The 22,907-nt window shown below is 48.3% G+C and carries 24 protein-coding genes and 2 pseudogenes; 10 read left to right on the top strand and 16 right to left on the bottom strand.

Annotation, left to right across the window (positions count from 1 at the left end):
- Nucleotides 1-435 precede the first annotated feature (435 nt).
- The 3 genes from E2980_RS15820 to E2980_RS15830 form a co-directional block, all read right to left on the bottom strand.
- A complete protein-coding gene (locus tag E2980_RS15820; RefSeq protein WP_135153149.1) occupies nt 436-1,131 on the bottom strand; it encodes a class I SAM-dependent methyltransferase in 696 nt (231 codons plus the stop codon).
- A complete protein-coding gene (locus E2980_RS15825; RefSeq protein WP_135153150.1) occupies nt 1,124-2,128 on the bottom strand; it encodes a MerR family transcriptional regulator in 1,005 nt (334 codons plus the stop codon). The genes E2980_RS15820 and E2980_RS15825 overlap by 8 nt, the downstream gene beginning before the upstream one ends.
- A gap of 146 nt (nt 2,129-2,274) precedes the next feature.
- Entirely contained in the window at nt 2,275-3,024 is a 750-nt protein-coding gene (locus E2980_RS15830) for a YheC/YheD family protein (protein ID WP_167747150.1), read from the bottom strand.
- A gap of 239 nt (nt 3,025-3,263) precedes the next feature.
- Between E2980_RS15830 and E2980_RS15835 the strand changes: the two genes are divergently transcribed.
- From E2980_RS15835 to E2980_RS15845, 3 genes are all read left to right on the top strand, one after another.
- The gene (locus E2980_RS15835; protein ID WP_135153152.1) at nt 3,264-3,830 is read left to right on the top strand and encodes a hypothetical protein; all 567 of its coding nucleotides are present in this window, start codon (nt 3,264-3,266) and stop codon (nt 3,828-3,830) included.
- 127 nt (nt 3,831-3,957) lie between these two features.
- Nucleotides 3,958-4,503: an RNA polymerase sigma factor gene (locus tag E2980_RS15840; protein ID WP_240703049.1), complete on the top strand. Its 546-nt coding sequence runs from the start codon at nt 3,958-3,960 to the stop codon at nt 4,501-4,503.
- Nucleotides 4,490-5,752, top strand: coding sequence for a hypothetical protein (locus tag E2980_RS15845; RefSeq protein WP_135153153.1), 1,263 nt, complete (start codon nt 4,490-4,492; stop codon nt 5,750-5,752). Before E2980_RS15840 ends, E2980_RS15845 begins: the two co-directional genes overlap by 14 nt.
- 48 nt (nt 5,753-5,800) lie before the next feature.
- Here the strand turns inward: E2980_RS15845 and E2980_RS15850 are convergent.
- A pseudogene (locus E2980_RS15850) lies at nt 5,801-5,917 on the bottom strand (SDR family oxidoreductase); the annotation flags it as partial.
- 113 nt (nt 5,918-6,030) lie between these two features.
- Between E2980_RS15850 and E2980_RS15855 the strand changes: the two are divergent.
- Nucleotides 6,031-7,011, top strand: coding sequence for a BadF/BadG/BcrA/BcrD ATPase family protein (locus tag E2980_RS15855; protein WP_135153154.1), 981 nt, complete (start codon nt 6,031-6,033; stop codon nt 7,009-7,011).
- Nucleotides 7,012-7,058: 47 nt separating this feature from the next.
- Here E2980_RS15855 and E2980_RS15860 read toward each other — a convergent pair whose 3' ends face one another.
- Complete coding sequence (locus E2980_RS15860) at nt 7,059-7,535, bottom strand: YqeG family HAD IIIA-type phosphatase (RefSeq protein WP_135153155.1); 477 nt, start codon at nt 7,533-7,535, stop codon at nt 7,059-7,061.
- Nucleotides 7,536-7,745: 210 nt separating this feature from the next.
- Between E2980_RS15860 and E2980_RS15865 the strand changes: the two genes are divergently transcribed.
- Nucleotides 7,746-9,533 carry a DNA/RNA non-specific endonuclease gene (locus tag E2980_RS15865; RefSeq protein ID WP_135153201.1) on the top strand — a complete coding sequence of 596 codons (1,788 nt, stop codon included), beginning with the start codon at nt 7,746-7,748 and terminating at the stop codon, nt 9,531-9,533.
- Here E2980_RS15865 and E2980_RS15870 read toward each other — a convergent pair.
- The 3 genes from E2980_RS15870 to E2980_RS15880 are packed head-to-tail and all read right to left on the bottom strand — an operon-like array spanning nt 9,497 to nt 11,144.
- A complete protein-coding gene (locus tag E2980_RS15870) occupies nt 9,497-9,976 on the bottom strand; it encodes a DMT family transporter (RefSeq protein WP_135153156.1) in 480 nt (159 codons plus the stop codon). The genes E2980_RS15865 and E2980_RS15870 overlap by 37 nt on opposite strands.
- A 25-nt stretch (nt 9,977-10,001) precedes the next feature.
- Nucleotides 10,002-10,700, bottom strand: a complete 699-nt coding sequence (locus tag E2980_RS15875) for a Crp/Fnr family transcriptional regulator (RefSeq protein ID WP_135153157.1) — start codon at nt 10,698-10,700, stop codon at nt 10,002-10,004.
- Nucleotides 10,701-10,718: 18 nt separating this feature from the next.
- On the bottom strand, nt 10,719-11,144 hold the full coding sequence (locus E2980_RS15880) for a DMT family transporter (protein WP_135153158.1): 426 nt from the start codon (nt 11,142-11,144) through the stop codon (nt 10,719-10,721).
- Between the two features lie 92 nt (nt 11,145-11,236).
- Between E2980_RS15880 and E2980_RS24740 the strand changes: the two are divergent.
- A pseudogene (locus tag E2980_RS24740) lies at nt 11,237-11,350 on the top strand (DMT family transporter); the annotation flags it as partial.
- Nucleotides 11,351-11,432: 82 nt separating this feature from the next.
- Complete coding sequence (locus E2980_RS15885; RefSeq protein WP_135153159.1) at nt 11,433-11,615, top strand: hypothetical protein; 183 nt, start codon at nt 11,433-11,435, stop codon at nt 11,613-11,615.
- A gap of 38 nt (nt 11,616-11,653) precedes the next feature.
- On the opposite strand, the gene E2980_RS15890 is transcribed toward E2980_RS15885, so the two are convergent.
- Nucleotides 11,654-12,463 (bottom strand): serine/threonine protein kinase, encoded by an 810-nt coding sequence (locus E2980_RS15890; RefSeq protein ID WP_167747151.1) that lies wholly within the window; start codon nt 12,461-12,463, stop codon nt 11,654-11,656.
- A 14-nt stretch (nt 12,464-12,477) separates the two neighbouring features.
- Entirely contained in the window at nt 12,478-13,008 is a 531-nt protein-coding gene (locus E2980_RS15895; RefSeq protein WP_135153161.1) for a GNAT family N-acetyltransferase, read from the bottom strand.
- A 127-nt stretch (nt 13,009-13,135) separates the two neighbouring features.
- Here E2980_RS15895 and E2980_RS15900 point away from each other — a divergent pair, with 127 nt between their 5' ends.
- Nucleotides 13,136-14,248 carry an RNA-guided endonuclease TnpB family protein gene (locus tag E2980_RS15900; RefSeq protein ID WP_135153202.1) on the top strand — a complete coding sequence of 371 codons (1,113 nt, stop codon included), beginning with the start codon at nt 13,136-13,138 and terminating at the stop codon, nt 14,246-14,248.
- Nucleotides 14,249-14,526: 278 nt separating this feature from the next.
- Here E2980_RS15900 and E2980_RS15905 read toward each other — a convergent pair whose 3' ends face one another.
- From E2980_RS15905 to E2980_RS15915, 3 genes are all read right to left on the bottom strand, one after another.
- Nucleotides 14,527-15,096 (bottom strand): GNAT family N-acetyltransferase, encoded by a 570-nt coding sequence (locus E2980_RS15905; protein WP_135153162.1) that lies wholly within the window; start codon nt 15,094-15,096, stop codon nt 14,527-14,529.
- A 13-nt stretch (nt 15,097-15,109) separates the two neighbouring features.
- Complete coding sequence (locus E2980_RS15910; RefSeq protein ID WP_240703051.1) at nt 15,110-16,300, bottom strand: MFS transporter; 1,191 nt, start codon at nt 16,298-16,300, stop codon at nt 15,110-15,112.
- Nucleotides 16,301-16,495: 195 nt separating this feature from the next.
- Nucleotides 16,496-17,215 carry an AAA family ATPase gene (locus E2980_RS15915; protein WP_135153164.1) on the bottom strand — a complete coding sequence of 240 codons (720 nt, stop codon included), beginning with the start codon at nt 17,213-17,215 and terminating at the stop codon, nt 16,496-16,498.
- A gap of 299 nt (nt 17,216-17,514) precedes the next feature.
- Between E2980_RS15915 and E2980_RS15920 the strand changes: the two genes are divergently transcribed.
- Nucleotides 17,515-18,351, top strand: a complete 837-nt coding sequence (locus E2980_RS15920; protein WP_205699983.1) for a BclA C-terminal domain-containing protein — start codon at nt 17,515-17,517, stop codon at nt 18,349-18,351.
- A gap of 91 nt (nt 18,352-18,442) precedes the next feature.
- Here the strand turns inward: E2980_RS15920 and E2980_RS15925 are convergent, their stop codons facing one another.
- Nucleotides 18,443-19,249, bottom strand: a complete 807-nt coding sequence (locus tag E2980_RS15925; protein WP_135153166.1) for a DUF3221 domain-containing protein — start codon at nt 19,247-19,249, stop codon at nt 18,443-18,445.
- 550 nt (nt 19,250-19,799) lie between these two features.
- On the opposite strand from E2980_RS15925, the gene E2980_RS15930 reads away from it, so the two are divergent.
- Nucleotides 19,800-20,405, top strand: a complete 606-nt coding sequence (locus E2980_RS15930) for a class I SAM-dependent methyltransferase (protein ID WP_240703052.1) — start codon at nt 19,800-19,802, stop codon at nt 20,403-20,405.
- A gap of 235 nt (nt 20,406-20,640) precedes the next feature.
- On the opposite strand, the gene E2980_RS24745 is transcribed toward E2980_RS15930, so the two are convergent.
- Together E2980_RS24745 and E2980_RS15940 are read right to left on the bottom strand one after the other, a co-directional pair.
- A complete protein-coding gene (locus tag E2980_RS24745) occupies nt 20,641-21,105 on the bottom strand; it encodes a phosphotransferase (protein ID WP_240703053.1) in 465 nt (154 codons plus the stop codon).
- Nucleotides 21,106-21,809: 704 nt separating this feature from the next.
- Nucleotides 21,810-22,760: a polysaccharide deacetylase family protein gene (locus E2980_RS15940; protein ID WP_240703054.1), complete on the bottom strand. Its 951-nt coding sequence runs from the start codon at nt 22,758-22,760 to the stop codon at nt 21,810-21,812.
- Nucleotides 22,761-22,907 lie beyond the last annotated feature (147 nt).

The raw sequence follows: 22,907 nt of genomic DNA on the forward strand, positions 1-22,907 counted from the left end.
AGCCGAGAAAGTAACGAAATCGTACCAACTCCGTCCGCCGCAATCGAATTGAGCCGAGAAAGTAACGAAATCGTACCAACTCCGTCCGCCGTAGTCGAATCGAGCCGAGAAAGTAACGAAATCGTACCAACTCCGTCCGCCGCAATCGAATTGAGCCGAGATGGTAACGAAAGCGTATCAACTCCGTCCGCCGCAATCGAATTGAGCCGAGAAAGTAACGAAATCGTACCAACTCCGTCCGCCGCAATCGAATTGAGCCGAGAAAGTAACGAAATCGTACCAACTCCGTCCGCCGTAGTCGAATCGAGCCGAGAAAGTAACGAAATCGTACCAACTCCGTCTGCTGCAATCGAATTGAGCCGAGATGGTAACGAAAGCGTATCAACTCGGTCCTGCGAGTGCGATACAATCGTCAAAAGGACGCGTAGTGCAAAATTAGCAATCGTTATGTTTCCACCAGATGCCCGCGCATTCAGGTAGACGGACGAGGTTCTGCTCAACGGCCTTGTTCGCGAGCTCGTCCCCGAAGAAGAAGCGGGTTAACCGCTCGGCCTGCACGATATCGTCGAATTCGTAGTCTGTACGGATCCAGCGGTGCGAGAAACCATACTTATCCACTAATGCCGCGTAATAGGGCAATAAGAAATCCGGAGGGTTGGGAGTCTCGAAGCCGGTGCCCATCGTTTCAAGAATGACGACCGTCCCGTCGGGGCGAAGAACGCGTTTGATTTCGTGGATGACCTCCTCTAAATTCCGCTCCCAATCCGGATTGTTCATGCTTGTTAAGTAACAGATACTCCAGCCCGAGACGATGAGGTCCGCGCTTTGATCCGGCAACGGGAGTTCTCGATGATCGGCGACATGCGTAGACCACTTCCGCGGGCCGCCCGCTGCGCGTAACCGCTCACCAGTCACTTCTAACATCGCGGCGGAGGCATCCAACGCGATGATGGAGCGGGCTTCCGGCGCGAGTACCGTCGTCAGCCTGCCCGTACCTGCTCCCATATCCACGATATCGAGTCCGCTAACCGGCTTGATTTCCTCGATGGTCTCTTTTAAACCCGGCTGCTTGGCGATTAATTCATGATATTGCGATGCTTCCCGCCTATAGATGCTTTCGTGATCAGGCATGATTTCTCTCCTCCTTGCAGGCGTAGATGATATGAAGCCATTCGTTCATTGGGGTAATTTCCACGCGGTAACCACTATTCTCGAACCAATGCCTCAGCATTAGAATAGCAGGGTAATTCGGACTGGTTGAACCCTCATGAGCTTCGGAATTCATGAGATCGGCGATACAGATGCGTCCTCCCGGCTTTAGCACCCTGCGCATTTCTTCTAGAGCAAGGAGCTGCTGGTCGGGGGTTAGATGATGGAAGGCGAAGCTGGATACGACGAAGTCGAATTGCTCTTCGAGGTAGGGTAACGCTAGGAAATTGCCTATTCTCGTTTCTAGAGCGGGATATTTTCTCTGACAATGCCGGAGCATTTCCTTGGACTGATCGACCCCCGACATCGAGATGCCCCGTTCCATAAATCTAGCGGCTAAATTTCCGGTCCCTGTTCCGATGTCGAGCCCCTGTTCGTCTCCCGACGGTGACACCAATCGCACGATAAGATCCAATGCTTTGTCGTAATCGGCATAATTCCCGGTATTGGCGGCTACCCGCTCATCGTGAGTAGGCGCTTGTTGATTGTAATCCCATTTGTCCTTCCAGTTGCCGCGATGCTCCCGCAGCTGTTTGGACGCTTCGGCGAGTCGGAAAATATGCTCGAGAGGCAGCGATTGTTTCGTTTTGAGAAGCTCGATCATATGGTCCGTCGTCTCGACGACCTGCTTGATCTGCAGCCACTCCGACATCATGACCGATCGTTGCAGCTCTAGATAATACTGTAGTTCCTCTTTGTCGTTCTCGTCCCATTTCTCCAAAACCAGTCGTATATCCGCTACGGACATTCCTGCTTCTCTAAGGGAAATGATGGTTTGAAGCCTCCAGATATCCTTCTCGGAGAATGTCCGATAGAGGTTGGCTGGCTCCTTGATAGGAGACAGCAGTCCTTTCTCCTCATAGAATCTTATCGCTCTCGGCGAAATGTTAAGCCTACTTGCCACCTCTTTTATTTTCATGTCGATCACCCCCGCATAACCATTGTAAACGTTCACGCAGCGTGAATGTAAAGGGGGGAGGTTTTTTCTAATCCAAAAGAAAAACCGCCTTATCATAAGACGGTAAATGAATTATTTTAAGTTTGAGTTGGACAGCAATTCACCAGTTAACCTCGCCGCCGCCTTTTACGGAGGATGTTGTTCATTCGTTTGATGCCCAGGTAATATTTTTGATTGGGTAGTCGGGAGAAACCTGTGAAGCCCGGATACTTAAAATTCACTTCGATAAGGCTTATTTTTCCTTTCTTATCAACGGCGAAATCATTACCGATCTTTTGATAATATCTTATCTTTCCGGCCCGCTTGCAGATTTTGTGGCTTAGGCGAATAAGCCGGTTTTTGACTCTCGCAGCTTTTTCATTTGAGTACCCCAGCGACTGCTTCATCGATTTTTCAAAGAGAGTCACATAGCCTCGCGAGCTGGATACATTGGTGACAATACTGTTGGGCCCTGCTACTTTCGAATAAAGCCCGAAGAACTGCCAGCGGTCCCGTAAGTTGCGCATCATCATAACCCGGATATCGAAAGGCCTGCCTTTAATGCGGGCAAGAGGAATGGCTTTTTGAATGATGTATGGCTGGGAAAAAGACCGTTTTTTGATCTCTGTGTACAGCGCATCCAAGGAAGCGCATTTTACGGTAGTTCCCCTCAAAAGGACAAAGGCGTATCCTCCGCGAGTTTTCCAAGCTTTCATAATTCCTTTACCCATGTGGGTATTATCGGGTTTAATATAGACTGCTCCATATTTCTTCATAAATATTCTCAAAGTCTGCGCATTAAATATCGAGGTTGGAGGCAAATGCTTTCGGATTTCGGAGTCTCTTGAATAGAAGCGATGAAGAAACCATTTTCCCAAGGGTGCCATTCCTCTCCTGTGCTGCTATTTATGTTTGTTTGCCTTTCTTGAAGTTCACTAACTAACATATTAAAAGCATTTTAAAAATCGACGGCATTTGATGATGGGCACTAACCCGTTTTTACCCTTTGGACAACCATACAAGTTCATAAACTTAGAAGATTTATCCCATTCGGGCCCGTCCGTGCGGCACATAGAATGCCGTATACCTTGGTTCGTTCCGAAAGAGGAGATGCATGATGGGAAAAGGCAAAAGGATCAATGTCAATATAAAGAAAGGGAAAGCAACGGATGTCGCATCCAGGAACAAGGGGTTGAAAAGCCGGCTTCTCAGCTCGAAATATATCCGCAACAAAACGCTGAGAAACAAACTGCTCCAAAAGTATGCCGGCGCGAGGCAGGAACAACGACTGTCTGATGTCGCGATTACGTGCCTTCGTACAGTCAACTGGAACAATACGAATCAGATCCTAACATTGGCGAGAGGAAGCGGAGCAGAGCGCACCGTATTAGTAACCGCAAGAAATGTAGGAACGCAACTCGCGATAGCCGTCGTACGGCTGAATGTCCAAAGCGAGTTCGCCGGGATTCTTAACATCGTGGTGCCGGGCGTCCAGGTTGCTCTTCTTTTTCCCGGGGAGTCGTTTACGTTCAGCTTCAGGGCTGGCCTAATCGCGCTGAGCAATACGCGACCGGGAGTAAAGGCCGTTCTCGTGGTTTCCACTTCAACGAATCCGGACGGAAGCGCGGATCAAAATCCTCTCAATAGCATCCGTGCCCTCGCTAGATTCGTGAACGTCGTGTGAGCGCGAATCGGCCAACACGGTTAACGAATTAACGGCTACCTCTGCGGTAGCCGTTAAATTATTGTATTCAAATAGAAAATGGGAACCTTTTGCGTGCTGAATTGTCTAATTTATCGAGGTGAGCAAGTTGGCGCACGATTATTTGAAAAACGTAACCAGCATACAGTCCCCGTCCCTGAACGATCTGATGCGGGAGCATGGGCAGGATGTATGGAATTACGCCTTCCTGTTGACCAAGAACCACCACGTTTCCGACGATATCGCACAAGATGTGTTTTTGCAGGCGTTTCTGCACATTTCCTCCTTTCGGGGTCAGTCGTCCGTGCGGACCTGGCTTTTTTCCATCACGCGGAACATAGCCATTAATCAGAAGAAATCCGCTTTTTTCCGGAAGGTAACGCTGCTCGACTTCCTTTACCCGGCCCCAAGCGCCCCGTCGGCGGAGGAGCATTACTTGAATCGTACCTATGCGGACTCCATTTGGTTACTGGTCATGAAGCTCCCGACGAAATACCGTGAAGTTCTGATTCTCGAAGCCCATTATGAAATGCCTCAGACGGAGATCGCATTATTGCTGCGAATATCGATCGGTACCGTGAAGTCGCGGCTGCACAGGGCCCGCGCCAAAATGAAGGCATTCCTGGAGGAGGTGGAGCGCCATGAGCGATCATAAACCGGAGTGGTATGCGCGACTAAGAAAAGGTCCGTTCGAAAAAGCCATATTCGATTCGAAAATGCAGCAAGAAATGGAGTCGCATACGAAGGCGGAATGGTCGAAAAGCCCCAAAAGACGTTTGAATCCCTGGGCTGCGGCTGTTGTGGCGGCGGTTTTCCTATTCATTGCTATTGCTCTGGTTCCTGCGGCGAGCCAACCCTTCGGTTCTTTCCGTCAGTCTGGCGGCAACGCGGATGAGCCGGTCATGCCCATACAATACGTGCTGGATCACTTGCAAGTCGGGATGTCGGAGGAAGGGGTCAAGCAGGCTTTCGGCGACGACTTTGATGGGCAGGGCGTCCGTCGGGATTTCGCGCAAGGTCATAAGGAAGATCCAAACGACATGTCTACTTGGAGCGCAGTCGATACGTGGCGTTACGACTTCGGCGTCAATGACGGGTACGTGATTGCACAGAACAGCGGGGACACGGACGAAGAGGCAATCTTCGATCTTCAAGGAATCCGAAATGGAAAGATCGAATCTCAATTGGTCGTATATTGGAAAGACCGGAAAGTAGAACGCGCCATTTTCAAAGACATGGACATCGAGGGCAACATCCTCACCACGCAAATCGGGCCGGGCGTTGAAGAGGCTCCGCCTACGGAGCCGCCTGCCAACGACGATCCGTCGGGCAACCCTGAAATGCCTCCCCCTAACGAAGGCGTCCGGGCAGTCGGGGACACTTCTTTCGGATTATTCCAGTTGCGTCCCGCAAAAGGCGGCGATGAAAAAATCCAGGCGTTGGGTGCGCCAAGCTGCCTTGGACAGGAGAACGATCTCCAGTACTCGGGCGACTACGAGCTTTATTTTCATAAGAGATCTGGCGATGAAACGCTTATACAAGAATTCAATCAGCTGGAAATGATCCAACGAGAAAATAACACCATAGAGTTCATGAAATTGGAGTTCCCAAAACTCGAGTTATACCTGTTCATTCCGCGCTACACGGACTGCCATGGCTTGGAGTTCTACGCTTACGGCATCGATAAAGAAACAGGCGAGGTATCGAACTTCACATTCCTAAATGGGGAGGAAACCTACCCCAATTGGACTACGTCGCCCAACAACCTGCCTCAAGCCGTCGAAGGAAAACTGGTGGTCGAAGGCGGCAGAGGAGCCGGCCAAGACGGCGCCACCCGGTATGTATACGATCCTGATCTTGCGACTCACCAACTGGTGCTGGAGAGTAAAGAACAGATTCCTTGAAGGGCTGCCAATTGGCAGCCCTTCTTTCGGTTCAGGTCAGATAATATTTCAGGTTTCCGTCATGATGCCGCCGTTGACGTGAAGTACCTGTCCCGTTACGAAAGAGGAATCATCAGACGCCAAGTAAATGTAGGTCGGAGCAAGCTCGAACGGCTGTCCGGTGCGTTCATAGGAGTTTCCTCCCATCGGATTGTCAAGAGACAATGACATATGAAACAATAAGAGCGGATGTACATGAGACTGTTTTTGCATTCTTAAAATTTTAAGGAGGGTTTCACATGAGTTCAGAGGTTGTAATTGGAATTGATGGCGGCGGGACGTATACCCGCGTCATGGTCAGTGACCTTGATGGAAACGTGCTTTCTTACATAGAGCGAGGCTCCGCCTCCATTTATAAAGACGAACAAGCTACTCTTAATGTACATGAAGCGATTGCCGAAGCGTTGCATATGACAGGCAGAACAAGCGAGCAGGTACAAGCTCTTGCAGCTGGAATTGCCGGATATGACAATCCATCCGATCTGGATTGGATTATTCCTTTAACGGATCTTCCCGGATTAACATGTCCAAAATGGCATGTGAATGACGCCGTATCCGCTCATTCCGGCGCGTTAATGACGCAGCCGGGTATTGTTGTCATTGCGGGAACCGGGTCTATTATCGCAGGCATCACAGAGGATGGGCAATTCATCCGCAATTATGATTTTCACCATTATGCAACGAGTGCTGCAAGATTTATTTCGTATGATGCAGTATACGAAACGCTTGCGGGTCATTCAAACGCAACGGACAGTAATCTTATTCGACTCATGCTGGAGCATTGGAACGTGTCATCCATTAGCGAATTTGCTGCGGTAGCTATACGAGGATTTACCGAGGATAGACGAGAGCGCGATAAACGATTTGGCGAGTTCGCTCCTTTCATTACCGCGGCGGCAGAACATGGCAGTTCAGTTGCCGTGCGAGTGTGCAATCGGGCGATTGACCAGATGAAGGTCGGCATTGAGCTTATAGCCTCCTCCTTCATAAGCAATGAGGTCGCGGCCACATTCATTGGCAGTGTCGTCAATAGTCCATATTTCTATCGAGCACTAAGTGAACAACTCTCCACCGCCGGAAGCAATAAGCGCTATACCGTTGTAAAGCCACAGTTCTCACCGGTCGCAGGCTCCGTATTATTAGCATTAAAAAACCTCAACATCCCCATTGATAAAGCTATTATTAATAACCTGCATAAAAGCGACCACCTCCCAAGATAATCATTATGGGCTGCCCTGTTTGAGTTGGTCCAATGTATCACGTGCGTCTATACTCGAAGCGCTTTTACCACCAGCCGTTTTACCATTCCAAGTAATCGAGGTCTCGTCCAAATAGGAGACACGAAAATCGTGCGCATCCCTAACCGGTTTCCGCCCCATAAATCGGCGATAATACCATTACCAATAACCGCCGTCTCGTTTCTGCGGGTTCCAAGTACATCCAATGCGGCCAGAAATGCTTTTTTCTTCGGTTTCCCCGCTTTGAACAGAGTCGGAAACTCATTAACCAGCCCGTGTTCTTGTGCCGGAGGTTTGCTGTTTGAGACGATAATCAGCTTTATCGCATATCGGGACTGAAAGTTTTTCAGCCATGTTTTCATCGAATCCGATAAAGACTCGGCATTCTTTTTGATTAACGTATTATTCCAGTCCAGTATTATTCCTTTAATTCCTGCCCGCTGAAGTGCATCTCCGTCTACTTCATAAATCGAGCGCGCAATTTGGGAAGGTTTGAAAATAGGCATAAGCTTCCTCCGTTACAGTGGTGATATAAGTAAACCAGTCACATATAGTTTGCCTTCATTTGGTTAAAATCATGCCATTTGTAACCTATGGGTACTCCATAATTGATTCGTTCTGCCGATGGACGCATTCATTAAATGTCCTATCATAGGAGATGAAAGCCGATCCTGCATCGCAAAAAAATATAATCGAGGAGTGGATGCCAAGTGTCAATGCTACGTGGGGACCAATTGCCGCAGATTAATGGAGATCTTGTTGCGATGCAACAACAGCAGGCGTTACGGCGCTATATAGAGCGAACCGGTATACGAGAAAATAGCGCGCACGAACTCAAATCGAAAAGTCCGCTGGAAGTCGATACGCGGGAACGCGCTTCTTTTCGCAGAGCCATCATTAATCCCCTAGACGGATTGGCTATTGAACGAATTATCGGGAATAATGATTTGTTTCCAATCTCCTATCTGGAGGGTGGTTTGAAAGCGGGAAGAGCGGTCTGTCGGATCGAAGTGCGGGATCGCCTGGGAAGGGTCCTAGGTTATGGTACCGGATTTCTTGTTTCTCCTTGTTTGCTGTTAACCAACAATCATGTATTGGAGAACGAAGACGCCGCGCTGTTCAGTCTGGGACAATTTAACTATGAGCTAGGTCTCGACTTGAAAGAACGCCGTGCCGTGAACTTTCGTTTTGTACCCGGAAGATTTTTTATGACCGATGCCAAGCTGGATTTCACGCTCGTCGCTTTGGAGGAACTATCTTCCGATAAAAGTCCATTAAGCGAATTCGGTTTTTTGCCGCTCTTGAGGCCATCCGGAAAGGCGTTAATAGGTGAATACGTATCTATCATCCAACATCCGGGAGGAGCGCCTAAAGCCGTAACCATCAGAGAAAACAAAATAACGGATGTCGTGGACGATTACATCCAATACTCGTCGGATACGATGGAAGGCTCATCGGGCTCGCCTGTGTTTAATGACGAATGGATTGTCGTTGCTCTTCATCATGCAGGCGTACCGGATCCTAAAGGCAACGGACAATACATAGCCAACGAAGGCATCCGTATCAGCAGTATCGTAGATTTTGTCCGAAGCCAGCAATCCGGGCTTGCGGATGATCGGAAAATGCTTCTCGACGCGATGATGAAGCAGTGGCAATTCAATGACATTAAGGCGGAAACGATGCCGGCGGAAGAACTAAGCATCGATAGCTATGATGGCTTAACCGGATATGATCCGGCATTTCTCGGCGAAGAATATACCGTACCCCACCCTACGTACTCATCCAACGTGGTTCAAGATTTGGCTCCCGTGAGCAGCGGCGGCACTATTTTACACTATACCCATTTTTCCATCGTGATGAGTAAAACCCGCAGGCTCGCCTACTACACAGTCGTGAATATCGATGGCAATCAATTAATCGATGTGCAGCGCGACAATGACAAATGGTATTTCGATCCTCGGATTGATCGCCTCTATCAATGCGGTCCAGAATTGTACAGCGGTAACTCGCTGGATCGGGGACATCTCGTACGAAGACGCGATCCGGTATGGGGAGACAAGGCCGAGGAGGCGAATCGAGATACGTTCCATTTCACGAATTGTTCCCCCCAACATGCTTATTTGAATCAAAATACTTGGCTGGAGCTTGAGAATTATATTCTGGACCATGCGGAAAACGACAAACTTAAGGTTACCGTATTTACCGGGCCTGTGTTTAGGACGGATGACAGGGTCTATCGAGGCGTTCAAATCCCGGCCGAATTCTGGAAGGTAGCAGCAATGGTGAAGGTAGACGGAACGCTGTCCGCTACCGCCTACTTGCAGACGCAGAAGAACTTGATCGAGAACCTGGAGTTTGCTTACGGAGCTTTCAAAACGTACCAGGTTCCCATCTCCCGCATCGAAGAATTGACGGGTTTGCAATTCGGCGAATTACGAGATCACGACCCCATCGATTCCCCGGAAGTTCAGGTTATTGAAGTGGCTCTCGATATTAAGGTTTGACTTTCGCGTCGACCGCCTATTTTAAATACAATAATGCCGCCGACGATGACCAGCACGCCTATCAATTGCTTGAAAGTAAAAGGGACCTTCTCTAGACCTAACCAGCCTAGGGAGTCCCACAATAAAGCAAACCCGAGCTGAGATGTCAGAACGATAGAGATGGCATACGTAGGACCGAGTAGTCTAATCCCTTGCACCAGACAGACGACTACTCCTACTCCGATCAAACCGCTGATCCAGTACCAGGGCTGCATATTTTGCAAAATAAATAGATGCTTCCCTTCAAAGATTAGACCGATCGTTAGCGAAGCCAAGAAACCCAAACCTAATACTATGGTTGTTGTTGCCCAGGACCCGGCGCGCTCGTTCACCTTGCTGTTGAAAATATTTTGCAAGCTTACCAGCGAACCTGCGATTAGCGCCAATAATAGTCCCGCAATCATGACTGTTTCTCTCCCATATGTTGAGTTATTCGTAGATATTTTGACTAGCCAGCGCGCTTAATCCATCCCTGTCCTTAACAAAGAGGAACCCTTTATTACGCTCGATCAGTCCCTCCGTACAAAATTGTTGGATGACCCGATTCAGATGTCTATAGCTGGTTCCGATCAAGTTCGCTGCATCCCTGAGACTGGCAGTGCTTAGTTGTCCTTTATATTGAGAATCGGATTCATCAAAGGAGACGGATAATAGATAACTAGCCAATCGCGCTTCTACCGGATACATCAGATTAAAGCTCATAGAATTGGACTTCACGTAAAACTTTCGCGTAATGATTTCCAGCAAAAACCGGAGCAGGGGCGAATAATCTCTTCCGTATTTTTTCAACCAACGATGATGAACGCCGATCATAGAGACAGACGATACCGCCTCAACGGTATTGATTATGTCAGTACCCCGAACGTATTCAATATCCCCGATCACCTCAAGCGGCGTCTTAAAAGAGAGAATAAGCGATTTGCCTTCCGCAGAGGTAGTATAGATTTTCAATTTTCCCTTAACAAGCACGTACAGATACTGCGAAGGTTCTCCTTGGGAACAGATGAGTTCCCCTTGATCAAAGCTGTATAGCGACAAATAGGGTTGTAATTGTTCGTTAAATACGGATTCTATTTGATGAGCATGCAAATAATGATTTAGTTGCTCCCGATCATTGATTTCTTTCATTACTCGGTTCATCTCCAATCAAAACCTCAGTATCACCACGCCGGCTATCATCATCCCGATGCCGATGAATTGTGGCAGCCTCATCTTCATCTTCGCCACGCCGAACCATCCTTTACTATCAATAATAAAGGTCAGGCTCAGTTGGGCAATCAGCAGAGCAGATATAGTAAGAGTAACACCGATCCGATGAATAGCCGTGATATTGCTGAAAATAATAACCGCCCCAAAGGCGCCGCCAGTCAGATACAACGGTTTTACTTGCTTAAGCTTTTGCCATTTTCCATCACGGACGAAAATCAGGATAAGCAAGGCCATAATAAATCCGGTTAACTGGGTAATCGTCGCCGCTTGCCATGTGCCGATATCTTGACTGATTCGGGAATTGGCTACTCCTTGCAAAGTGATAAAGGCTCCGCCTAAAAACGCAAATAGACTCCCTCTCATATTTACTCTCCTCACTTTAGATTTCTCCCTAATTAAAAGATAAATCCAAGCGGTTTGGGAAGGACATATGTCCTCGACTGGTATTAGTTACGGGTTCTTCCATTGAAAACTGGAATGATATCGTATGGAAGTTGCCGTTTATATCGACTTTGTTGTTTATTTCGGTTTTCGTTACCGCTCTGGGCTGGCTCGCTTTCTTTAAACTTTGGGTTCTAAGAACAGGTTATATGATGAAACTTCGCGACCCGCTACCCGTAGTAAAAACTAAGCCGAAGGAGGGATGAAGAAATGCTCAAGCGGTTGCTTCAAAAATTGTTAGGGTCCGTCCAACATTCCAAGAATGGACGTCATCGCTATAGTTCCAGCGGTCGCAAGCAACATTACGGTCGTCGGAATTCGTCCGACCAAGGTTACGGCCACCATAACCAAGGCCAAGGCTACTACAAAAATAAATATAGAAGCTCCAGCTAATCAAAAAAAGCCGCGTGCCGCGGCTCTTTTTTATGTCCTCATTGATACAACCAAAGGTCCAAATCCCGCACAAACTGTTGCGTATTCCTATAAGGAGGATCAATCTGGAGCAGTTTGCGAAGCATATGCTTGGTCATCGGCGATATATTCAGTTCGTCCTCCCATCCTAAATTTGATTCAGATTCGGAATTGGACGATTCATAACCGGAATAAAGCATAAAAAGAATAAAATGGCCAACCGCATATAAATCGTTTGAAACCTCGGCGGTTCTACTTAGCGTTGTCTTCTCATCCGATCCGAAATCCGTGCGAATCGGCTCTCCCAAGCGACGGGCCAAGCCGAAATCAATGAGGTGGATCTGATCGCCATCTAATATGACGTTCGGTATCCGGATATCAAGATGAACGAATCCTTGTTCATGAACATAACTTAAAATCTCCATCAATCTGCGAACGAACCGAAGCGCCTCTTTTTCGGAAAACACTGCCCCTCGCTCGAAAATCAAATCTTCCACAGTCTGGCCTTTCACGTGCTCGGTTACCATATACAACTTGTTCTTATATTCGAACGACGCTAAATATTTCTGAATCGAAGGATGCCGCAGCCGCTCCAGAACGTTAATCTCCCGGTACAATAAATCTCGACCGACCGCTCCCTTGCTTGGCTTCGCTTGCTTTAGAACGACCTCTTGACCGGAATCCGCATCCAGGCATATGTAGGTTAAGCCGTAGCTGCCAATGCCAAGGAATCGTTGAATTCGGTATTTGTTAGCGATGACGGCGCCTTCTCTTTGGGGATAGTCGATCCAAGCTTCATATACCCCTTTCAAATACTCGAACAGACTCATGATGAGGTTCTTTCTCATAAATAATTCGTATACAGGCGGACTTCTTCGTCGGTATTCGCATACCGAATCATGCGTTCATAATGCAACCCCAGTTTTTCCAGCAGCTTGGCGGACGCATGATTATCCTCGGACGTAATAGCCGCAATTCGATTTAGCCCAAGAACGGATTTTGCATAATCCATCACTGCGGAAGCAGCCTCGTAGGCGTACCCTTTTCCCCAGAACGCAGGGAGTAAAGCATACCCGACATCCGGGTCCTCCAAGAAATCCCGTTTGACGAGTCCGCATATTCCGATGGGAATACCTCCGTCTTTCAACTCCATTATGTAGAATCCATAACCCAAGCGGTCATACATAGCTATAGGACCTTCTAATATTTGTTTACGTGTGTCGTCTAGGGTTCTTAAGCCCCTATCGCCTATATACTGGATCCATGAAGGATCATTCATGATTTGCGTAAAGGACACTCGTGACTTTAGTCGTGAGAGGAATTTGCGTGCTCTTCGTCCTCCTGAAATTGCCCCAGCCCCTTTACTTCCTCCCATCTAAAAGTTGTAGTTATTTACACGAAATACTCTAAATACGAACGAATGTTTGGTATAATAGAGGTAGAGAAAACCTTGTTCTTCTTGAGGTTTTAACTTCTATGTCCTCGTGAAATGTGGTGATCCATTGCAGGTGACATTGACCGCTAAAGTGAAAATCATGCCCACACCAGAACAGATGGATTGGCTACTTCAGACCTCTCGCGCGTATCGACAAGCGAGTAATTTTGTTTCTCGACTCGTGTTTGAGAAGAAGATTCTTTCTTTATCGGCGCTGCACACCATGGTCTACCGGGAATTACGCGCCACCTTCTCCTTGCGATCGCAGATGGCGCAGTCCGTGATTAAAACAGTTGTTGCCAGATACAAGTCGCTAATCAGTAACGGTCACCCTTGGACATCCATCTGCTTCAAGAAACCTGAGTACGATTTGGTATGGCATCGCGACTATTCGCTGGGTAAGCACTTGTTCTCGGTGAACACGCTAGATGGACGGATCAAAGTGCCTTATGAAACCAAAGGCATGGAAACCTATTTTGACGGTACTTGGGTATTTGGCACCGCCAAACTGATCTATAAGCGCGGGAAGTTCTTCTTACATATCCCCATGCGTAAAGGGGTTGATGAAACAGCTTGGAAATCGATCCATCAGGTTGTCGGTATTGATCTGGGCATCAACTTTGTGGCGACGAGCTATGATACCCAAGGCAAGTGCCTCTTCTACCCTGGCAGATCGATCAAGGATAAGCGGTCGCAATACAAGCATCTGCGTAAGAACCTGCAGAAAGTGGGTACCCCCTCCTCCCGCAGAAAGTTAAAACGGATCGGAGATCGAGAAAACCGCTGGATGACGGATGTGAATCATCGCATTTCGAAGGCACTCGTTCACCGTTATGATCCTAACACGTTATTTGTTGTGGAAGACTTATCTGGCGTTCGCAAGGTAACAGAATGTGTGCGCGTACAAGATCGCTATGAAACGGTATCTTGGTCATTCTACCAGTTACGGCAGATGATTGAGTATAAGGCCAATCATCGCGGTGCCAGGGTGATTGCGGTCGATCCCCGTTATACGTCGCAAACCTGTCCGAAGTGTACGCGCGCTGCAAAAGCGAATCGAGATAAGAAGAAGCATCGCTTTTGCTGCACCGCATGTGGCTACAGCTCAAATGATGATCGTGTCGCCGCCATGAATCTTCAGCGTATGGGAATCAAATACATCGCTGAAGTGGTTGTGTAGGTAAACCTATACCATCGGGCAGATGTCAGCCTGCCTATTGTAACGCCACCCTAAGGAAGGAGGCTCTTCGCCGTTCGCACTTCCGGGCAGTTACAAGCTTGCGACTTTAGTCGTGAGTTGTTGACGAGCTCCAAAATAAAACGCATCTTCAAGCGTCTGCCGACGAAGAATCAGCCTATCCGTTTCTAGTACTTTCATAGCAAAATGCCTCCTGAAGTTAAAAACGGCAGCCCAAGCAACCGCTTGCTTATAGCTACCGTTTCGTTGGTGTCACTAACTTAATCGGCTTTTCCGTACAAGGAACGGTACTCATCCTCCAGCATGGACATCATGATCATGTCATGAAATTCCCCATCCTGATAAAGAGCATCTCGTTCTACGCCTTCCCGTTGAAAGCCGATTTTCTCGTACACATGGATCGCCCGGGGATTAAAAGCATAGACACCCAAATGGATGCGATGCAGCTTTAACGTTTCGAAGCCGTGCCGGAGCATATGAATCATCGCTTCCGTTCCGTATCCTTTACCGCGATGGGAGGTTCCTTGAATGGCGATACGGATATTCGCGCTGCGATTGACGGAGTCGATTTCGTTCAACACGACTTCTCCTATCAATTCATCGGTTTCCTTCAAAGCAATCATGAAATCGACGCGCTCCTCATGGATAACACCAATTTTCCTGATCCAATCCGCAATCTGATCACGCGTGAATTCTGCTTGAGAACCCGTTAACCGCGTCATTTCAGGATCTTGCAAAAAAGCGAGATACGCTTCAAGATCAGACTCCCGTGCATAGCGTAAATTCATATTCTTACCATCGATCCGAGGCTCTTTCAATGGTTCTGTCATAATGAGACTCCTATTATACGAACTTACGCGATGCGCCAATGAACCAAATAAGGAACGCAAAGCACACGAATGCGATGAAGCCGTAACTTCCGAACACATCATATTGGGTAGAAAAGTACCCGAAGCCAAGACCTACGATGATACTCAGCGCATTCTCCCCTAACGACCGGAAGGAATCGATCGTTGCCCGCATGGAGGAATCGATTCGGTGATGCAAGTATCCGGCAGCAATCGGCTCCATCACGCCGGAGAACAAGCAGATGACGAGCATCGCCGCGAGACCGATGTAGTCCATGCTTGCGGCCACATAGGTGAAGCCGATAGCGATCACGGTTATAACGATGAAGATCAGCGTCCTGTAGCTGAATCGGCGTATGAGCAGATGGGCCAGAAGATTTCCTGGCAGCTGCAGAAGCATGATCGCGGCCGACAGCACGCCGAAGAAGATGATCGGCACTTCCAGTCTGTTCGCGTAAAGCTGCCAGAATTCGTAGATGTATCCCATGGCTGCTCCCGTGATCATTCCGGAGAGTACGATCAGGCGGACACCTGGATTCACCCGAAAGAAGCGCAGGGATTCAGTTACATATCGCTTGAACGGAACGTCGTCCTCGTCCTCGTCCTCGTCCGAGGCGTCACCGGCTGCTTCTGGAGGCTCGATAAGCGATATCGAGAGGAGTAGTGCGATTAGTGCGCTTCCGAGCGATATCCAATAGTTCAGCTCTAAGTTGAATTTACTGGCGAGCAAGCTTCCGCACAGGGCGGCAAGCATGGCGGATCCGAAGTCGCAAGCGTTCAATCTGCCTAATTGCTTCTCGAACGATGCGGCTTTTCCTTGCAACGCCAAGGTATCGTAGAGAAGGGCGTTTTCCGATCCGCTGCTGGAAGCGCGGCTGATGCCGGCTAAGAACACGACCGTGGCAAAGTGCCAGAATTCCGTCGCGAACAGAAGGATTAGAAACTCGCTGCATCCGAGAATAGCGCTCAGTACGAGCATCCTTTTCCGTCCCCATTTGTCGGCCATAATGCCTGTCGGGACCTCCAAGAGAACGATCGTCAGCGCATAAATAATCTCGGTAAAAACGACCTTCTGAATGGTCATGCCTCGCTCTTCCCAGTAAAGCCTTTCGATAACGTAGGCCGGGATGAGGCTGGAAATAAACCGAAAGGCATATAGCTTCCATAAATTGCTTGTATAGTCCACGAGGGAGCTCCTCTCCATAATCCGATTGGGTTTGCAGGCTCAATCGGAATAGGGGGGGCTCGCGGCGGGCTGGCGATTATGTCTTAGCAGGGAGGTCTTGCGAATGGAATCATGTTAGGTCCTCCTTCGAAAGTTGGTTGTAATTCCCATCATAAGTCGCGAAATAGGGGGAGTCAAATGCGATGAAATGCGGCTTTAATCCATTAACTCCTTCAAATAAAAGCTTTTATTCTCCAAGAACCTCCGGGTGATCTGATAATGCTCCGTATCCTCGTATCGAATGGGCTGAATGGATGCTTCGTTGAAGTGATAGATGTCGGCGTTCGGATAGCCGAGAAGGATCGGCGAATGCGTCGCGATAATGAGCTGAGCGGTTTTCTGCAGGTCGTGGATGATGCTTAAGAACGCGAGCTGCCTTTGCGGGGAGAGGGCGGCCTCCGGTTCATCTAATAAATAGATCCCCCGCTTCCCGAAACGATTCTGGAATAAGGAGAGAAAGGACTCCCCGTGCGATTGATGGTGCAAAGATTTCCCGCCGTAGGGGTCGTACGCCCCGGGATGTTCCCTTGCAAGTTCATCGATATGCGAGGCAAAGCTGTAGAACGTCTCCGCCCGAAGGAAAAAGCCGGAGTTGATCTTGGGCATCCAAGAGAGCCGAATATAATCCCCCAGCTGTGCTTCCGACGAATCCAGCTCGTATTGGTTATTTTGACTGCCGCCGGCAGGGTTAAAGCCGCACTGATAAGCAATAGCCTCTAGAAGCGTAGATTTCCCCGAACCGTTCTCCCCAACGAAAAACGTTACGTTATTATTCAATGACAATCTGTCCAGGTGTTTGATCGATGGAATATGAAACGGATATACGTTTGGATTCGGAATTCTCTCGCTCATTATAACTATCTCATGTAAAAACATGGCCTAATCTCCTTCCTTAGGATTGTCTTCCTTATGAAAAAAATGACCCTCACTGATATTTCATAGGAGGGTCATAACTTAGGGCTTTAATGAGTTGTCCTCTCTTAGTATATAATTTTCTGAAGTAGTTGTAATTGGTTATATAAACATTTTTCAATTCTTACTAGATGAATCTCCCTTGTACAATTACCTATCTTTGGTTAGAAATAGATAGTCGTCCATGAGTTGCAAGACAAGCGTCCATGCCCCCAATAGACAAGTGGAGTAGTATACAACAAATCTAATTGGAGGTGCTGGAATTGGGTTGTCCTCAAACTAAGCGAAAAAAGGGCTGCAAAAAGAAAAAAGTTATTGACTGCCCTACTAAGAGAAAATGTTGTTGCAAGAAAATTGTCGTCAAAAGGCAAATTGTACAGGTAAATATTCCTCCAGAGGCTTTAGGTGCAGTAGGTGCCGTTGGAGCTGTAGGCTCAGCAGGCAGTGTAGGGTCAGCAGGCAGCGTAGGGTCGGCGGGCAGTGTAGGGTCAGCGGGCAGCGTTGGTACCGCGGGGACAGCAGGAAGCGTTGGTGAAGCAGGAAGCGTCGGTGCTGCAGGAGCAGTAGGTACTGCAGGCGCAGTAGGCACTGCAGGTGCAGTTGGAGCCACAGGAGCCACAGGAGCCACAGGAGCCACAGGAGCCACAGGAGCCACAGGAGCCACAGGAGCCACAGGAGCCACGGGTGCTGGGTTATCCGAGTTCGGGTACGTTTACAACTTAAGTGCTCAAACGGTTGCGATAGAAGCTGATGTTGTTTTTGATACAAACGGTTTCCTTACACCTGGAATTACGCATGCCCCCGGAACCACTCAGATTTTGGTTACTTCTGCGGGCATTTACGAGGTTACTTACTCCGTATCAGGTTCAGAGCCGAATCAATTTGCACTATTTGTTAACGGCAATCTGGTACCGGGAACCATATATGCTGCAGGTGCCGGAACGCAGCAGACCACTGGTCAAGTCATATTCGCTGTAGGAGCCGGTGATGTTATTACTCTTAGAAATCATTCTTCTGCTGCAGCTGTTGGCCTTGCGACTCCGATCGGAGGCACGCAAGCAAGCGTAAACGCTTCTGTTGTAATCAAGAAATTAAATTAGTATTTCATGAAATGTAAGAGGCAGTCTCCCTAAACGAGCAAATAAAACGGTTGCCAAAGCAACCGTTTTATTGCTTTCGTTTCCTTTTGTGTTATTTGCCCTGGCTTACGATTTCCAGCCTCCGCGCCATGGCCTGCGCCGGAAGAGATGTTGCTACCGCACCGCCGAACCAGAGACGGACCTTCTGCTTTTCCTTCAGATCGCCGTAAACGATCGGCTCGCCGGCTTCATCAAACAATTCGGAATGCTCCGAGAAACTGAAATAGTAGCTCGGTTCTTCTTCGCCGTCCGCCAAGATCAGAATGCGGTTCCCCGTAGTATCAACTTCTACAATTGTCCCTACGACATCCGGCTTCGCGCTCAGCGGCTGAATATCGTAAGAAATCATATCGGGATCAATTAGCTTCTCGATCTCCGGCTTAGCTTCGGCTTCGCTCGTATCGGGCATACTGATCGTCAATTTGTTCTTAATGACGTCGATGCCGGAGGAGTACATATTCAGCTTCTGGTACAGCTTTTGATCGAACAGCTGCTGCTGAGCGGCTTCTAACTCTTTAAGCGTATAGGTTACGTCCACGGTTTGGTATGTCCCAGCAGCGTATTTCTCAGCGATTATGTGTTCGATTTCTTCGGTGAGCCCGACGACGTTGATATAGAGCAAGCCGTCTTGCAAATAAATATCGCCATGAGGGATATCCTTCGACTCCAGAAAAGCCCGGACTTGACCCGGAGCAGTTAGCGGATTCGTGGTGCCTGCGGGTATTTCTTCTTGGAGCTTCGGTTGTATGGTGTGATCATCGTTGCCGCTGGTACCCGCTTCCGGTCTAGCGCCGCAGCCGGCTATGAGCAAAGACGCCAACATTAGCGGTATGCAGAAAAGGGAGATATATCGATTCATAAGGTATACATCCTCTCGTTCCTTTACCTATTCAGACGGTGGGGTAGACCCTTTGGTTGCGTCAGCCAGGGCAGAGTTAGCTAAGTTCCTCCGTTAATTCGGCTCGATTCGCCCGCGGCGGACGGAGTTAGTAAGATTTCGTTACTATCTCGGCTCGATTCGCCCGCGGCGGACGGAGATAGTAAGATTTCGTTACTATCTCGGCTCGATTCGCCCGCGGCGGACGGAGATAGTACGATTTCGTTACTATCTCGACTCGATTTGCCAGCGACGGACAGAGTTAGTAAGATTTCGTTACTATCTCGGCTCGATTTGCCCGCGACGGATAGAGTTAGTAAGATTTCGTTACTATCTCGGCTCGATATGCCTGCGGAGGGCGGAGTTAGCTAAGTTCCTTCGTTTCTATCTTGGCACGATATTTCAGTGGCCGACGGAGTTAGCAAAGTTCCTTCGTTTAATTAAGCTTGAATCATCCGGGAAATGGTTACTTGTTTAGCCTATAATAAAGGGACACATTCCTAGTTCTGCTCATAGGAGGGGAGAGAGCGATATGAGAAATCATCTCCAAGAGATCATGTCGTTCTCTTTAGTAGCCATACTATTGCTAGCCTTGGCGTCTATCGTCCATCGCAGCTGGATGAACGGGATTTCTCCTATGCCGTCATCGGCACCGGTTCGTCGGGCGGTAGTGGCGGAGATTCATCGGCTTTCGGAAAAAGGGTTGATCGTGGAGGCTGGCTCGGGTTGGGGGACGCTCGGAATTCACATTGGCCGATATTGCCGAGGCTGGCGACTGGTCGGGATCGAGAACTCAACGTTACCGTTGGGGATATCGAAGATCTTGGCTTGGCTGACTTTCGGGGTACAAGCGAGGAGGGATTCTTCTGATTCATCGCGGACTTCGGTATCTTTTCAACGAGGCGATATCTATCGGTATTCCTATTCGGAAGCAAGCATGGTCGTCTGTTATCTATACCCTGAGGCGATGAATCGGTTGAGTCCAATGCTTCAGCAACAGCTCAGGTCCGATGCTTTCGTGATCAGCGTATGCTTCGCGTTGCCGGGCTGGCAGCCGGAGAGAGTGATCACCTGCGGGGATCTCTATCGGACCAAAGTTTATGTTTATTCGGCACAACCGAGGAGAATCGAAAAATAGCTAGCCAAGCCCTAAGCAATAAGGAATGGCTAGCTATAGCCTCTTTCTGACCTATTGGCTCTATATGTTCGTCCCAAAGCTATTCGATCTATTTCTCAAATTCTGCGATAACTTCTCTCTTAAGCGGATTAACCACTCAGGTTCATTAGCCCATTGTTCCGCCATGGCTCTCAGAATCCGCGTATACCCGTATAAATTCGCGAAACGCCTGCATGCGGGTAAGATAGACTCGATATCATCCGAAATTTCGAATTCGGTGAGAATAACCATCCATAAAACATCGTTTTTTAAACTCGAACATCTCCGGCGGCAAATAGTCCTGCAAACTATCGAGCGCTTGTTCAATATCCATCGCATACCAGTGATACATCGAATCATCGAAATCAATGACGTTACAAGAGTCTGTCGCTTCATCGTAGAAGACATTGTCATATTCGAAATCATAATGAATAAGACCGAAATTACGGTTGGTGATCGGTATAGTCGAGAAGTAGTCTTGAAGTAATCGTGCTTCTGCTAATGCCGCGGTTTCCAGTGGATAATCAAATAGAACATCGCTGTATGACCATCTTTTGTGCGAATCGGGAGTATAGTAACTCGACAAATAATGAAGTTTTCCCAAGGCCTTGCCATGGCTGAAAATAACGCGATCGCTGAAATCGGTTTTGTTTATCTGTTCGCCGGACACTCGGTTAAACACGGATGCATAGTACCCTCCCTATGGAGTCTGCACTTCAACGAGCTCCTCCCCGTTAATGGACGCCACGGACTCCAATGCCCCATATTGGTTAGATCGCAGATAAGCGATAAAATCCAGTTCCGCTTGAACGTTCTCTTTAAGCTTTTCCGCGATGGGGGCAAATCTTAGTAGTCGAGTTTTACCTTCGAATCGAAACGGATAAATCGCATTCGATGATATTCGGTAATATTGAAACAGTTCTAATGACGTTCTATCGAAATCCCAATTTCCTAAAATCATTTCGGCTAAACTTACATTATTGAAAAGATACTTCAGCTTTAAAATAGGCCTTCAGCTCCCTCTAGTTTTCATAAGTGTCGAACAGCGATGAAAAGCATCGTTATTCATGGGATACAACCATGTCAAAGCTCAAAGTACGGTTCATATCATCGTTATTGGGTGAATATATTTCTCTTCTTGTAAAATCATGCGCCGACAGCGATGAAAAACATCTTTATCAACTCTTTTAACAGTCATCATTGCTTCAAATACGGTGCAAAACATCGCTCTTCGGGGCTCAACGTGCCTGAGCAGTACTAAAATTTGCTCTCACCCCTGTTTTTGCGCGCAAAAAAGACCGCAAGGCTACGCCTGCGGTCTAGTAATGAGCAGCGATATCCTATCCTTGTGGCAGACGTATCTTGATTAGCCTTCGCGTTGTAAGGTTACTTAATAATCGAAGAATGGAACTGTCCGGATTCGATCAATTCCTCGACCGTAACGAACTCATAGCCCTTATCGCCCAACTCTTCAATAATGGAGGGCAACAGCTCTATCGTATGTTCGATCGCATGCTTGCGGCCGCCGAAGGAGTGCATGAGAATGACGCCCCCTTTATGAGCGTTGGTCAGCACGTTCTTGCGCATATCCGATACTGAGGTGCCGGCCCAATCTCTCGTATCCACGGTCCAGTAGACATGCTTCATATGCTCCAAGCGAATCGACTTCAACACCTTATCCGAATAGGCGCCGTATGGAGCGCGTACAAGTTCGGGAGCAATCCCCGTCGCTTTTACCACTGCTTGCTGAGTCTTTTCGATCTCCGCTTTCAGTTTCTTTTCGGACAACTTCGTCAGGTCGCTATGAGACCATGAATGATTGCCGATCGTATGGCCTTCTTTAATGATGCGTCTTGCGACATCCGGATTTTTCGCGACCTGAAGACCGACGACGAAGAAGGTGGCTTTGGCGTCGTATTTCTTCAGGATATCGAGAATTTGAGGCGTGTACTTACTGTCGGGACCGTCATCGAAGGTTAAGGCGATGAGCTTGCGTCCCTGATACTTGTCTTGGTTCGTCTCCTGAGGATCCGTCACCGGGGGCGCAGTAGATTGAGCCGAAGGAGGCGTTGACTCCGCAGTCTCCGTTGGAGTTTCTGATTCCGTTGACGGTGCCGTTCCTGTTGGAGCATTCGATTCCGTAGGCGGAACCGTCGGTGCCGGAGAAGCAGTTTCGGTCGGAGTGGTCGTATCCGCGAATACCGCTCCTCCGATCAGCCCGTTCAGACTCCATTCCTGACTCATGGATAAGCCCCATAAGCTTAAAGCGAGCATGATGAAGACAAGCATACCCGGAAGGGCACGTTTTTTGGTTTTTCTATTCGGTTTTCCCCGCATCGCAAGTTCCTCCATGGTTTCTCTTTCCAATTCAGAAACGAGAGGCGCTTGGGGATGATCCGAGCAGGAGGGATCCCCATCCCCGCCTGCTAAGACCGATTTCGCAATCTGTTCTCTTTGGTTACTTATTAGACGAGAACGGCGGAA

Origin of the sequence: Cohnella luojiensis (assembly GCF_004564235.1) — a bacterium.
Lineage (GTDB): Bacteria > Bacillota > Bacilli > Paenibacillales > Paenibacillaceae > Cohnella > Cohnella luojiensis.